Raw genomic sequence first — 13040 nt, 5'->3', positions numbered from 1 at the left:
TGCTTAGCCGCGTTCGATGTTGCTGAGCTCCCGGAGAACCCCAACCTTGCCGTCGGTGTCCTGGACCAGGAATTCATGACCGCGGTCCTCCAACGCCAGGACCCATCCGCCGGGTTCGATGGTGAAAGCGGGAGCGCCGGAGTGTTCGTCGTACGCGGTCCGGGGCTGGGCGACGGCGAACCAGAAGGCCTCGTACTGTGGGGAATCTGATTCTTCCGGACGGCTGGCCGGATCCACGGTGGCGCCAATCGAGTCACTGACCCTGCGTGTGTCACCGGAGACTATGGGCGTGGCCATGGTTGCAGCCCAAGGCTGCTGAGGCGCTGGCTGAGTGGTAGCGGGCTGAGCCGCATGCTGGGTGGTGGCTGGCTCGGACGCTGTACCGGAGGCCTTTACCTCGGCGTCCTTTGCACCAGACTCTTTCCCGGACTCCGTGCGCTCCGGCGAAGGAACGGCGGGAGAAGCGCCTGCGCCGGACGGCGCGGGAAGAGATGCGGAGCCAGCGGTTGCCGGTCCGGATGTTCCGGAGCCGGTACCGTCCGCCGGCTTATCGTCGGCTGAATGCACAACGGCGGACGCATCGGTAGCCGGCGACGGCGTAGTTCCGTAGCTGGCCGGCGGAGCGATGGGGCTGGAGCCTGTGGCGGCACCTGCGCCAGGAGCGCCCGCGCCGGGAGCGCCGGTGGAAGCTGCGGCTGCCGCTGTACCTGAAACATGGGCGACGGGTGCTTCGTATCCGGGCGTCGATCCCTGGAATCCCGGCGTTGAACCGGTTGTGGCGGCAGGCTTGGCCGCTTTAGGGGCCTTCGGCGCTTTGGGGGCAGCCGGTTTGCGGCTGGGCACAGCTGCTTCGCGGGCAATAACGTGAGCCGGCGTCTCAGCACGGCCCTTGAAATCAGCGGAAAGCCACGGAAGGTGAGGAGCCAGAACCGTTGCAGCCAGCAGGCCTACAGAACCGACCAAACCCAGCAGGACGCTGCCATTGAACGAGTTGGCAATAGTGAGGAAGAACAAGGGGAACGCGAACGAGGCAACCACGGACGCGAACTGATCGACGGACAGCGAGCCAACACGGACGACTGTTCCCGGCTGCAGCCTGCGTGCCACGAAGAGCGCCACCACCACCAGCGGCAGGATGATGCCCAGCAGCAGGAAGAACAGGTTTCCGAGGTTCCAGAGGTTGTAAAGGTCCCCGAACATCGGCAGGAGCGACGCGACGAATATCAGGAGTGTGGAGCCGAAAACAGTAAGATCGCGGATGGTGAATGGCCCGGCGACGGCGTCATACTTGGCAGCGTCGTTCTTGCCGGCAGCGTCGTTTTTAGCAGCAGCGTTGCCACCTGCAGAGGTGGCCGTTCCAGCCGTGGTGTCCGGTCCCGTCGGCTGTGAGTCGTGCGGGCCTGGGCTCAGCTGGTTCATCTATTTCTCCTTCGTACGGCGGCGTCTTGGACAGTCCGGCCCGGCGACCTCCGCGGGATTCCGCCGAGAACCGGACACGCCAGAAGTGCGTCCCAAGACTTCTTCAGCCTATGTCACCCCACTGACAGGGTTCTAGCTGAAAACGGCCATACAGCTTCGCCCACAGCAAACTCCAAGGTTCCTTACGGATTGCAGCCCACCGATCCCCCGCTGGCAGCGGCGGCCCGGGTCCGCCGTCGTGCGTCATGTAAACGGTTCCCCACCGCCGAAGCCGCCATTCGTCGCTAAATCCGCGCCGCTCACGGCCGCATTTGTGACGACGCACACGTAGCACTTCGCTAAGCGATAGTGTTGATGCCGGACAGCACTCTGCGGACCCTTAAGGGACGCGCTCGACGCCGACGACGGCCCGGGCGGGGACCTCACGGCAGGATCCGCGCAGCAAAGATCGATGAATGATGAGGTTCACCATGTCCCAGGACACCACCGGATCCACGGCCACCGCTGCAGCTTCAACGGCTCAGAACGGTCCCGCCGCACACGTTGAGGCACTTGAAAACCTCCTCCACGAGAACCGCAAGTTCGCGCCGTCGGCAGAGTTCGCCGCAAACGCCGTCACAAGTGCTGACGCCTACAAAGAGGCAGAGGCGGACCGTCCTGCGTTCTGGGCCAAGCAGGCCCGCGAGCTGTTGAGCTGGGACAAGGACTTCACCGAGGCGCTGGACTGGTCCAACCCGCCGTTTGCCAAGTGGTTCGTCGGCGGCGAAGTCAATGCGGCTTACAACGCGCTTGACCGTCACGTGGAAAACGGCCTGGGTGACCGCGTTGCCATCTACTTCGAAGGCGAGCCCGGCGACACCCGCACCTACACGTACGCGGAACTGACCGAAGAGGTGAAGAAGGCTGCCAACGCCTTCGAGTCCCTCGGTGTTGCCAAGGGTGACCGCGTGGCTGTGTACTTGCCCATGATCCCCGAGGCCGTCATTACGCTCCTTGCCTGCGCCAGGATCGGGGCGGTGCACTCGGTGGTCTTTGGCGGTTTCTCCGCTGACGCCCTGCGCTCCCGGATCGAGGACGCCGAAGCCAAGCTCGTTGTCACCGCCGATGGCACCTACCGCCGCGGCAAGCCCAGTGCCCTGAAGCCCGCAGTGGACGAAGCCCTGAGCAAAGAGGGCCACACCGTCCAGAACGTGGTTGTGGTCAAGCGCAACGGCGAGGACGTCAACTGGGTAGAAGGACGCGACCTCTGGTGGAGCGAGACGGTAGACCTCGCAGAGAAGGAGCAGACCGCCGTCGGGCATGACTCCGAACACCCGCTGTTCATCCTCTACACCTCCGGCACCACGGGCAAGCCCAAGGGCATCCTGCACACCACCGGCGGCTACCTTACGCAGGCCGCGTACACGCACAAGGCAGTGTTCGACCTCCACCCGGAAACGGACGTGTACTGGTGCACCGCCGACGTCGGATGGGTCACCGGCCACTCATACGTCACCTACGCTCCGCTGATCAACGGCGCCACGCAGGTCATGTACGAAGGCACCCCGGACTCCCCCCACCAGGGCCGCTGGTGGGAGATCGTGGAGAAGTACAAAGTCTCCATCCTCTACACCGCGCCGACTGCCATCCGGACGTTCATGAAGTGGGGCCGGGACATCCCGGACAAGTACGACCTCTCCTCCATCCGCGTCCTGGGATCCGTGGGCGAATCCATCAACCCTGAAGCGTGGATGTGGTACCGCGACGTCATCGGTGCCAACGCCGGTAAGAACGGCGAAAAGAAGGAACACCCCGCCCCGATCGTGGACACTTGGTGGCAGACCGAAACCGGTGCGCAGATGATCGCGCCGTTGCCCGGCGTAACCGCCACCAAGCCCGGCTCCGCGCAGGTTCCGCTGCCCGGTATCGCCGTGGACGTCGTGGACGAGAACGGTCAATCCGTGGCGAACGGTGAGGGAGGCTACCTGGTGGTCCGCGAACCGTGGCCCTCCATGCTCCGTGGTATTTGGGGCGACCCTGAGCGTTTCAAGGACACTTACTGGTCCCGGTTCGAGGCAATGTACTTTGCCGGAGACGGCGCCAAGAAGGATGAAGACGGCGATGTCTGGCTCTTGGGCCGCGTGGACGACGTCATGAACGTCTCCGGCCACCGCCTCTCCACCACGGAGATCGAGTCCGCCCTCGTCAGCCACCCGTCCGTCGCCGAAGCAGCCGTGGTTGGCGCCGCAGACGAGACCACCGGCCAGGCAGTGGTCGCGTTCGTCATCCTCCGCGGTGACGCCGTGAACAACGGCGACGAAACCATCCTGGAACTGCGCAACCATGTGGGCAAGGAAATCGGCCCGATCGCCAAGCCCAAGCAGCTGCTCATCGTTCCGGAACTGCCCAAGACGCGCTCCGGAAAGATCGTCCGCCGCCTCCTTAAGGACATCGCAGAAGGCCGCGACACCGGCGACGCCACCACCCTGGCAGACCCCGGCATCATGACCCAGATCGCGGAGTCCCTCCGCAAGTAAGTAGTTCACGACGGCGCCGCTCACCTCTTGAGGCGAGCGGCGCCGTCGTGCGTTAAATGCCTTGCGTGACGCAGCGGTGACGCCGCCGCGCCGGGCCTGCCCGGCTCCGGAAGCCTCCCGCCCTAGACTGGAGCCAGATTCAGCCCCATGTTTGACGAGGTTCCCAGAAAGGCCCTGATGCTTCAGGCAGCACGCCACTCCGCCATCATCGACGCCGTCCAGCGGGAACGCGTGGTGCGGGTCTCGGACCTCGCGCAATTGCTGGGCGTGTCCCCCATGACCGTGCGCCGCGACATCGAAGCCCTTGAGGAAGCCGGCCGCGTTGAGCGCATCCACGGCGGAGCCAAACTGCCCGGTGATGCGAGCACCCACGAACCCGGCTTCGAACTCAAGTCCACGCAGCTGACTGCGGAGAAACACGCAATCGCCGTTGAGGCCGCGTCCCTTGTCCAGGAAGGCATGGCAATCGGCCTCGGCGCCGGCACCACCACGTGGGCCTTGGCGAAGGAACTCGTCAACGGGCCCCGCATCACCGTGGTCACCAACTCGGTGCGCATCGCCGACCTCTTCCACCACGGCTCCTCATCCGGCCCCGCACGCTTCGGATCCACAGTGATCCTCATCGGCGGCGAGCGAACACCGTCCGACGCCCTGGTGGGCCCGATAGCCACATCCTCGCTTAGGCAGCTCCACCTGGACGTCCTGTTCCTGGGTGTCCACGGCATGGATGGCCACGCCGGTTTCACCACCCCCAACCTCCTGGAAGCGGAAACCAACCGCGCCTTCATGGCATCTGCCCGGAGCACCGTTGTCCTGGCCGACCACAGTAAATGGGGCGTGGTGGGCATAGCCTCGATCGCCCAACTGGAAGAGGCTGACGAACTGATCACGGACTCACTGCTGGGTGAAGACGCCCGGCGCGTACTGGCCGAGAACGTTGCAAAACTTAGGATCGCCGAGGCCTAACCCAAGTAGGTGACAGATAACGTCGTTCTGAGAGCTCAAAACGACGTTATCTGCGACTCAGTTGGGTCTCATACCCCGGGTGGAGGCCTGCCCGCAGAGTTCAGCCGCGGGGCTGACGCCCCAGCATAGGGGCCGCAGGGATGCTGGATATATGAACGCCATCCTCCACGCCCAGCAGCTCACCAAGCACTACCCCGGCAGCATCGCTTTGGACCACGTCGACTTCACAGCAAACTCCGGCGAGTCCATTGCGATTATTGGACCCTCAGGTTCCGGTAAGACCACCCTTTTGCACTGCCTCGCCGGGATTTTGAGGCCCGACGCCGGTGCCATCACCTTGAACACACCGTCCTCACCTTTGCGGCTGGACACGTTGGGAGATGCAGCGCTGTCCCGCCTGAGGCGCGAGGAGTTCGGCTTCGTCTTCCAACAAGGCATGCTGCTTCCGGAGCTCACTGCCTTGGAAAACGTGGCGCTGGCGCTCATGCTCAACGGCACGGATCGCAACACTTCAGAGGCGAGGGCCGCCGAATGGCTTGGCGCGTTGGGGCTGGCCGGGATGGAACAACGCCGATTGGGCGAGCTTTCGGGTGGACAGGTGCAGCGTGTGGCTATCGCCCGTGCCCAGGTCACGGGCGCCCGGGTTGTGTTCGCAGACGAGCCCACCGGCGCTTTGGACTCGGCGACCTCCAAGGAAGTCCTGGACGTGCTCCTCCACTCCGTAGCTGCCAACGGCCGGACGCTCCTGGTGGTCACCCACGATCCCAACGTTGCTGCCCGTTGCCAGCGCGTTGTGGAGTTGCGCGACGGCAGGATCGTGGCAGATAGCGGCAGCCCCGTTCCGGCTCCCACGCAGGCCGCCACCGCCAACTTCAAGGGTGCCTTTAATGTCTAGTCTCTCCATGGCCCTGCGCCTCACGCCATATCTCGCCCGAAGCAACGGGAGCAGCTTCCGGGAAACCGGTCTCCGTGATGCCGGACTCCCGATCTTGGCCTTTGGGACGGTCACCGCCCTGCTGCTCACCGTGGCCGGAGGTTCACAGGTCTTCTGGTCCTGGTCCGACGACATCGCAGGCACCTACCAGGCATTGGCCGTCGTCGCCATGGTCTTGCTCATCATCCCGTTGTTGACGCTCGGTGCCTCGGCCGCCCGACTCGCCGCCCGTCGTCGTGATGACCGCTTGGCTTCCCTGCGGTTACTTGGCGCCAACAGCGCGACGGTGGTCTGGATGACCGTCATTGAGTCCACCGTCCTCGCCGCCGTGGGAGCGTTGGCAGGTGCGGGGCTGTATGCCTGCATGGCGCCGTTCCTGGGGCTGATCCAGTTCCGGGGCCAGGCAATCGGAAGCCACGCGTGGCTATCAGTGCCGTCCATCCTCGGCTGCGTTCTGGCCGTCTGTGTCCTTGCCGCGGCGAGCGCCGCATTGGGGCTCCGGAAAGTTGTGGTGACACCGCTGGGTGTCCGGACCCGGCAAACGGCCGACGGCGCGCACTGGGTTCGCGGACTCATCGCGGCTGTGGTGGTGGTTGTTGGAGTGGTGGCGATGGGGATGCTCAGCAGCTTCGGTGCGTTCATAGTGATCATTGCCGTGATGGGCGGTTGCTTCGGGCTGGCGCTGCTGGCATTGAACCTCATGGGACCGTGGATCCTGCGATTGAGGGCGTCGTCCCAGCTCAAGCGCGCCAAACGACCCGAGCAACTGCTGGCCGCGCGGACCGTGTTGGAGAGCCCCAAGGAATCGTGGCGACAAGTCGGGGGCGTCGCGATGACCAGTTTTGTGGGGGTATTCGTGGGTGTCGGCATGGCTGTGGCCGACACCATGGGCACCGGCGCTGACGCTGAAGCAACGCTGCTGGTCCGGGACATCAACACCGGAGTGATGATCACCCTGCTGGGCTCGTTCCTGATGGTTGCGTGTTCCGCGGGTGTGAACCAGGCCGCTGCCGTGCTGGACCGGGCTTCCACCTTGGTGGCACTGGACCGGGTTGGGATGCCACGGAAGCTCATGGTGGCGGCGCGGGTCAAAGCCGTGATGTCGCCGCTGTTCCTGGTGGCGGGCATTTCAGCTGCCGCAGCTGCCGTCCTGGTCCTGCCGCTCACGGGTGCTGCGCTGCTGACCCAGCCTGTGGTGATCCTGACCATCGGCGGGGTGTTCGCGGCTGGCTTCCTGCTGGTCCGGCTGGCCGTGGCCGCGGGCACGGCGCAGATCGGCCAGGTGCTGGCCCGCCCCGAGCGTTACGCCAGCATGGACTCGTAACCCGGCCAGCCGCCGTCGTAATCCCCCGCGAGGTGGCAGTTAATGACGGTGTTTCCCACAAACATTGGCATTAAATGCCATCTCGGCGGGCTATTTGCAGCCGCAGGACTGTCGGATGATCAACTCGGTGGGCAGGATCTGGTGTTGCAGTTCATCGCCGCGGCCCTTGCCCACCAATGCCTGCACTGCGGCTTCGGCCATCGCTTTGACGGGCTGGGCAACAGTAGTCAGCGCGGGCCAGCAGTATTCGGCATCCAGCGAGCCGTCGAAGGACACCAGCGCAAGGTCCTCGGGCACACGAACGCCCGCCTCATGCAGCGCCCGGAGGATGCCGATGGCTTGCATATCGTTGCTCGCGAAGATCGCGGTAGGGCGATTGGCCATGGCGAGGAAGCGTTTGCCTACCTCGTAGCCGCCCGGACGGCTAAAGGGACCGTGCAGCATGGGCCCGTCCGGCAGCCCGGCGTCGCGCAAGGTGGCCAGCCAGCCCACCTCGCGCCCATCCAGTTGGTTGCCGGTATTGGTTCCGATTGCCAAGCCAATATTCGTGTGCCCGTGACCAATGAGATGTTCCACGGCAGCACGCGCTCCTGCTTGGAGATCGACACCCACGCTGCTAAGTCCCGGGGGCGACCCTGCATTGTTCAGGAGCACCGACGGAATCTCCGAAGCTTCCAGTTCGGTGACATCGGGATCGAACACACAGCTGGCCAAAAATACACCGTCCACCTGGCGGGCGGCCAACGTGCGGATGTTCTTGCGTTCGCGCGTCAGGCTTCCGTCCGAGTTGGTGAGCACCATGCCGAAGCCAAGTTCCGCTGCGGCGTCTTCCACAGCGTGGGCCAGCTGCGTGAAAAACGGGTTGGTGTTATCCGGAACCACCACGCCAATGGTCTCGCTGGATCCCAGCTTCAGGGCCCGGGCGGCGGCGTTGGGCCGGTAACCGAGAACGCGGATGGCGTCGCGAACCTTGGCTTCCGTCGCCGGGGCAACGTTCTTGGGTCCACCGTTCACCACATAACTCACGACGGCGGTACTCACCCCGGCGTACCGGGCCACGTCTTTGCGTGTAACCGGGCCGCGCGAGGTTTGTACCGCCGAAGTTGTCATGAGGTAAATGCTAGCTACTCCACGGGAGCATCACCGAAGTCGCGGATGGGAAGGCGCTCCCCGCCACGAAGCGCAGACTCGTGGGCTACGATTCCCGGCAACGTGAACCGGGCCGCCACCCAGGCGTTTACCGGAGGAAGGCTGCGGTTATTCACGGCCGTGACAAAGTCGTCCACCAGGAACTGATGGCTTCCTTCATGCCCGTTGGGCGCTCCCAGGAACTCTTGGGGAAGCCTGGACTGGTCATGTACTGGAGCGAGCCCCGAGATGAAGGCGTCCCGCAGCTCAGGGGCCACGTCTGCCAGCGAGGGGTCATCCAAGGACATGGTTGGCTTGGTTTCCACCTGCTGGGACACGTCTTCCACGGTGGACTTGTCCTGCCACACGGTGGTGGTGGCAAGTTGCTCAAAGCTGGCATCGGTGCCAAAGAAACGGAAGCGGGACTCGCGGATATGCGACGGGTACCCTACGCGGCGCATCTCGTTGGTGCGCATCGCGCCGCCGTCGTTCATTTCAAACAGCGCCGTGGCGTTCGAGAAGTCGTTGGCGAACATGCTGACGTCCTTGTCGAAGACGCCATCGCCACGCTGGTCCTTCACGCCGATGCAGCTGACGCTGACCGCATGTCCGGGGACGGCTCCGAGGACGCCGCCGATTGCGTGAGTGGGGTAGAGCATGGGCGGGTAGCTGGCGGTTTCCTTCCACCGCTCTCCGCCGCTGTACTGGTATGCCTCATAGAATCCGAGATCCATGTCGTGGACGTAGTCGCCTTCGGTGTAGAAAATCCGGCCAAACTTGCCGGCCGCATGTTGCTGCCGGGCGAAGACGGTGGCTGGGTTGTAGTAGCTGGTCTCGCCCATCGCGTAGACCAACCCGGTCTCACGCACGGCTTCGATAATCCGTTCGATTTCCTCTTCGGAGATGGCCATGGGTACCGCTGAATAGACGTGCTTTCCGGCCCGCAGGGCACGCTCGACGAGCGGCCCGTGCGTCCACCGCTGCGTGAAGATGGCGACAGCATCGACGTCGGACTCCAACAGCTCCTCGAAGCTGCCCATCACGCCGTCCAGCCCCCAGCGTTCCTGCGCAGCAGTAGCCCGCTCGGGAAGTTCGTCGATGGCGTAGACCGCACTGACGCCGGGGTGGAGCTTGAACAAGTGGGCGAATTGGCTGCCGAACTGCCCGGCACCCACAACACCGATCGAAAACGTCATTGTTTACCTTCCCTGGGGCTGCCGAAGCAGCCTCCGCTACGTCCCTCATGTGATTTCCCGTCGAGTCTTGCACCGCGATCTACTCGAGTCAACAGAAACAACATATTGGAACATTTATCACCAAAAGTTTGCGCAATCTCTTGCTAAGCGTCTATCTACTCGTGTAGATTCGCATCCAGTTGTTAGGCACATCACAGTCAGGAAAGGGTCGACGATGACCACGCTAACCAAGCAACCAGATCCAGGGCTCTCCGCCAGGGTGCCACGGAAGTCACGGAAGCGGGGAAAGCCATCCGACGGGTTCCGCGGCATCGGGGACCTGAAGGTCGCACTCTTCTTCATCGCTCCGGCGATGGTCGGATTGATCCTCTTCTACCTCGTCCCGACCATCCGGGGCATTTACCTCAGCTTTACCGAGTACAGCATTCTGGGCGACCCGGAATGGATTGGTGCACGGAACTACGAACGCATAGCCAAGGATCCGCTGTTCTGGAACGCCTTGGGCGTCACGGCGGAATACGTGGTAATCAACATTGTCCTTCAGACGGCGTTGGCCCTGGGCCTTGCAATCCTGATGCACCGGGTGGCAAAGTCGACCCTCATCCGCGGTGCGCTCCTGATGCCCTATCTGATGGCGAACGTCATTGCGGCCCTGCTGTGGTTCTGGATGCTTGACTACCAGATCGGCGTCATCAACCAGATCATCGAATGGACCGGGCTGCCCAGGGTGGCCTTCTTCGGCAGCGAGCAATGGGCCATCCCCACCCAGGCGCTCATCAACACTTGGCGGCACATGGGCTACACAGCGCTCCTGATCTTCGCCGGGCTCCAAGCCATCCCGAACAGCGTGTACGAGGCCGCCAGCATCGACGGTTCCAAGGCCGTGAGCACTTTCTGGCGGATCACCCTACCGCTGCTGCGACCGGTCCTGGTACTCGTCCTCGTAGTGACCGTGATCGGTTCCTTCCAGGTCTTTGACACCGTTGCCGTCACCACGGCCGGTGGGCCTGTCAACGCGACCCGCGTGCTGCAGTTCTACATCTACCAGCGCGCCTTCAATGAACAGGATTTCGGCTATGGATCCGCCCTGGCTGTCATCCTCTTCCTCATCCTCGCCATCGTCGCTTTCATCCAGATGAAATTCCTCCGCGGCAACCAGTCGGACCTGGATTAAGGACACGCCATGACCACTCTTGCATCGCCCAAGAACGGCGGCCGCCGTCGCCCGCTCAGCCGTCCCTTCAACTGGCGCCGAGCCATCGCCCTGACCCTCCTTGCCCTGGCCGTCGCCGTGAGCATCCTGCCCTTCTACTGGGTGCTGCGCACAGCCCTGTCCTCCAACGGCTCCCTCGCCGCAAACTCCGCCAACCTGCTGCCGGCCGACTTCAACCTGGGCGCATTCAAGCGTGTCTTCGGCCTCCAGAGTGCCTCCGAAGCCATCGCAGAAGGCGGCTCGGGCGCTTCGATCAACTTCTGGCAGTACCTTTGGAACTCACTGCTCTTCTCCGGCATCACTACAGCCTGCGCGGTGTTCTTCAGCTCAATGGCCGCCTACGCTTTCTCCCGGCTGCGGTGGAAAGGCCGTGACGCGGTCTTCTCCCTGTTCCTTGCCACCATGCTGGTTCCGCCGATCTTCACCGCCCTGCCCAATTTCCTGCTCATCAAGAACCTGGGCCTGCTGAATTCCATGCTCGGACTCGTGCTGCCTTACCTGTTCATGACCCCGTTCGCGATCTTCTTCATGCGCCAGTTCTTCCTGAACATGTCCAGGGAAGTTGAAGAGGCTGCAATGCTCGACGGCGCCAAGCACTGGCGGATCTTCTTCCAAATCATCATGCCCAACGCCGCTGCCCCGATCGCGACCCTGGCCCTGCTGACCTTCATGGGTCAATGGAACGAATACTTCTGGCCCCTGCTCGTAGGCACCTCCGAGGAATCCAGGGTGCTCACCGTGGGACTGGGAGTCTTCAAATCCCAGTCCCCGCAAGGGGCGCCGGACTGGTCCGGGCTCATGGCCGCAACGCTCGTGTCCGCCACGCCCGTGCTGATCCTCTTCGCCATCTTCGGCAAACGGATCGTCAACTCCATCGGCTTCAACGGCACCAAATAGCTTTCTCTACCTCCCGCACGCGGAAACCGGCATGTGCCGGAACGCACCCCATCCCGTCCTGAAAGGACCAACCATGATGAACAAGAAGGCATTAGGCACCGTCGCCGTCGCAGCAGCTGCTGTCCTCGCACTGTCGGCCTGCTCAGGCGGAAGCTCCGGAGGGAGTTCCGGAGGAGACGCTGCCCAGGGCGAGATCAGCTACTGGCTCTGGGACGCCAATCAGCTCCCTGCCTACCAGCAGTGCGCCACTGACTTCACCAAGGCCAACCCGGACATCACCGTCAAGATCACCCAGACTGGTTGGGACGACTACTGGTCCAAGCTCACCAACGGCATGGCCTCCGGCACCGCACCGGACGTCTTTACGGACCACCTGTCCAAGTACCCCGACTTCCTCAAGACCAAGCAGTTGGTGGCCCTTGACGACAGCATCACGCAGGACAAGGTAGACCTTTCCCAGTACAACGAAGGCCTCGCGGACCTCTGGGTGGGTCAGGATGGCAAGCGCTACGGCCTGCCCAAAGACTGGGACACCGTCGCACTGTTCTACAACCAGAAGATGGCCACCGACGCGGGCATCACCCCTGAACAAATGGGCTCCCTTACTTGGAACCCCGAGGACGGCGGAACCTACGAGAAGGCAATCGCCCGACTCACTGTGGACAAGAACGGCAAACGCGGCGACGAGGCAGGCTTCGACAAGAACAATGTTGCCGTCTACGGATTGGGCCTGCCAGGCTCCGATGCGGAGAACGCCGGCCAGACACAGTGGAGCTACCTGTCCGCCACCACTGGCTGGACCACCACAGACAAGAACCCCTGGGGCACCCACTTCAACTACGACGACAAAAAGCTCCAGGACACCATCGACTGGTGGGCCTCGCTCGCAGTGAAGGGCTACATGCCCAAACTTGAAACCACGGTTGGCGCCAACGCTGCCGACAGCTTCGGCGCAGGCAAGGCCGCCATTAACAGCAATGGTTCCTGGATGATCGGCCAGTACACCGGCTACAAGGGCATCGACGTCGGCATCGCCCCCACACCTCAGGGCCCCGAAGGCAAGCGCGCCTCCATGTTCAATGGCTTGGCCGATTCCGTGTGGGCCGGCACCAAGAAGAAGGACGCCGCCATTAAGTGGGTCGAATACCTCGGCTCCGCCGCCTGCCAGGATGTCGTGGCTTCCAAGGCCGTCGTGTTCCCGGCCATCACCACCTCCTCCGAGAAAGCCGCAAACGCCTTCAAGGCCAAGAACGTGGACGTCAGTGCCTTCACCCAGCACGTGAAGGACAAGACCACCTTCATGCTCCCGATCACTGACAACGCTTCCAAGGTTGCGGGAATCATGAAGCCGGCAGTGGACGCAGTGATCGCGGGCAAATCCCCCGCCAGTTCACTGACTGAGGCCAACGACCAGGTCAACGCCCTCTTCGCGAAGTAACAACCCACC

10 protein-coding genes are annotated in these 13040 nt (G+C 63.3%); 7 read left to right on the top strand and 3 right to left on the bottom strand.

What is annotated here, in order from left to right; all coding sequences use genetic code 11:
• Positions 1-3: 3 nt before the first annotated feature.
• Positions 4-1419 carry a hypothetical protein gene (locus tag ACZ881_RS07760; RefSeq protein WP_476113948.1) on the bottom strand — a complete coding sequence of 472 codons (1416 nt, stop codon included), beginning with the start codon at positions 1417-1419 and terminating at the stop codon, positions 4-6.
• A 470-nt stretch (positions 1420-1889) separates the two neighbouring features.
• Between ACZ881_RS07760 and acs the strand changes: the two genes are divergently transcribed.
• The 4 genes from acs to ACZ881_RS07740 all read left to right on the top strand — a co-directional run bounded on the left by acs (position 1890) and on the right by ACZ881_RS07740 (position 7159).
• On the top strand, positions 1890-3935 hold the full coding sequence (gene acs, locus ACZ881_RS07755) for an acetate--CoA ligase (protein WP_476115016.1): 2046 nt from the start codon (positions 1890-1892) through the stop codon (positions 3933-3935).
• Positions 3936-4112: 177 nt separating this feature from the next.
• Positions 4113-4901, top strand: a complete 789-nt coding sequence (locus ACZ881_RS07750; protein WP_476115013.1) for a DeoR/GlpR family DNA-binding transcription regulator — start codon at positions 4113-4115, stop codon at positions 4899-4901.
• A gap of 151 nt (positions 4902-5052) precedes the next feature.
• Positions 5053-5796, top strand: coding sequence for an ABC transporter ATP-binding protein (locus ACZ881_RS07745; protein WP_476113946.1), 744 nt, complete (start codon positions 5053-5055; stop codon positions 5794-5796).
• Between the two features lie 7 nt (positions 5797-5803).
• Positions 5804-7159 (top strand): FtsX-like permease family protein, encoded by a 1356-nt coding sequence (locus tag ACZ881_RS07740; protein WP_476115010.1) that lies wholly within the window; start codon positions 5804-5806, stop codon positions 7157-7159.
• Between the two features lie 90 nt (positions 7160-7249).
• Here the strand turns inward: ACZ881_RS07740 and ACZ881_RS07735 are convergent, their stop codons facing one another.
• Both ACZ881_RS07735 and ACZ881_RS07730 read right to left on the bottom strand, forming a co-directional pair.
• Positions 7250-8269, bottom strand: a complete 1020-nt coding sequence (locus ACZ881_RS07735) for a LacI family DNA-binding transcriptional regulator (RefSeq protein WP_091470407.1) — start codon at positions 8267-8269, stop codon at positions 7250-7252.
• Positions 8270-8283: 14 nt separating this feature from the next.
• Entirely contained in the window at positions 8284-9483 is a 1200-nt protein-coding gene (locus tag ACZ881_RS07730; RefSeq protein ID WP_091470405.1) for a Gfo/Idh/MocA family protein, read from the bottom strand.
• Positions 9484-9697: 214 nt separating this feature from the next.
• On the opposite strand from ACZ881_RS07730, the gene ACZ881_RS07725 reads away from it, so the two are divergent.
• The 3 genes from ACZ881_RS07725 to ACZ881_RS07715 all read left to right on the top strand — a co-directional run bounded on the left by ACZ881_RS07725 (position 9698) and on the right by ACZ881_RS07715 (position 13031).
• Positions 9698-10657 carry a carbohydrate ABC transporter permease gene (locus tag ACZ881_RS07725; RefSeq protein WP_476113943.1) on the top strand — a complete coding sequence of 320 codons (960 nt, stop codon included), beginning with the start codon at positions 9698-9700 and terminating at the stop codon, positions 10655-10657.
• Positions 10658-10666: 9 nt separating this feature from the next.
• Complete coding sequence (locus ACZ881_RS07720) at positions 10667-11593, top strand: carbohydrate ABC transporter permease (RefSeq protein ID WP_091470403.1); 927 nt, start codon at positions 10667-10669, stop codon at positions 11591-11593.
• 73 nt (positions 11594-11666) lie between these two features.
• Positions 11667-13031 carry an ABC transporter substrate-binding protein gene (locus ACZ881_RS07715; RefSeq protein ID WP_476113940.1) on the top strand — a complete coding sequence of 455 codons (1365 nt, stop codon included), beginning with the start codon at positions 11667-11669 and terminating at the stop codon, positions 13029-13031.
• Positions 13032-13040 lie beyond the last annotated feature (9 nt).

This window comes from Paenarthrobacter sp. TE3676 (assembly GCF_056279165.1).
The sequence above is the reverse complement of the archived record's forward strand: the minus strand, read 5'-3'. Positions and strand labels throughout refer to the sequence as shown.

Bases quoted from the DNA above. Each gene is read 5' to 3' on its own strand.
- ACZ881_RS07720 (WP_091470403.1), top strand. From the start codon at position 10,667: ATGACCACTCTTGCATCGCCCAAGAACGGCGGCCGCCGTCGCCCGCTC.
- ACZ881_RS07725 (WP_476113943.1), top strand. From the start codon at position 9,698: ATGACCACGCTAACCAAGCAACCAGATCCAGGGCTCTCCGCCAGGGTG.
- ACZ881_RS07750 (WP_476115013.1), top strand. From the start codon at position 4,113: ATGCTTCAGGCAGCACGCCACTCCGCCATCATCGACGCCGTCCAGCGG.
- ACZ881_RS07740 (WP_476115010.1), top strand. From the start codon at position 5,804: ATGGCCCTGCGCCTCACGCCATATCTCGCCCGAAGCAACGGGAGCAGC.
- acs (WP_476115016.1), top strand. From the start codon at position 1,890: ATGTCCCAGGACACCACCGGATCCACGGCCACCGCTGCAGCTTCAACG.
- ACZ881_RS07730 (WP_091470405.1), bottom strand. From the start codon at position 9,483: ATGACGTTTTCGATCGGTGTTGTGGGTGCCGGGCAGTTCGGCAGCCAA.
- ACZ881_RS07715 (WP_476113940.1), top strand. From the start codon at position 11,667: ATGATGAACAAGAAGGCATTAGGCACCGTCGCCGTCGCAGCAGCTGCT.
- ACZ881_RS07735 (WP_091470407.1), bottom strand. From the start codon at position 8,269: ATGACAACTTCGGCGGTACAAACCTCGCGCGGCCCGGTTACACGCAAA.
- ACZ881_RS07760 (WP_476113948.1), bottom strand. From the start codon at position 1,419: ATGAACCAGCTGAGCCCAGGCCCGCACGACTCACAGCCGACGGGACCG.
- ACZ881_RS07745 (WP_476113946.1), top strand. From the start codon at position 5,053: ATGAACGCCATCCTCCACGCCCAGCAGCTCACCAAGCACTACCCCGGC.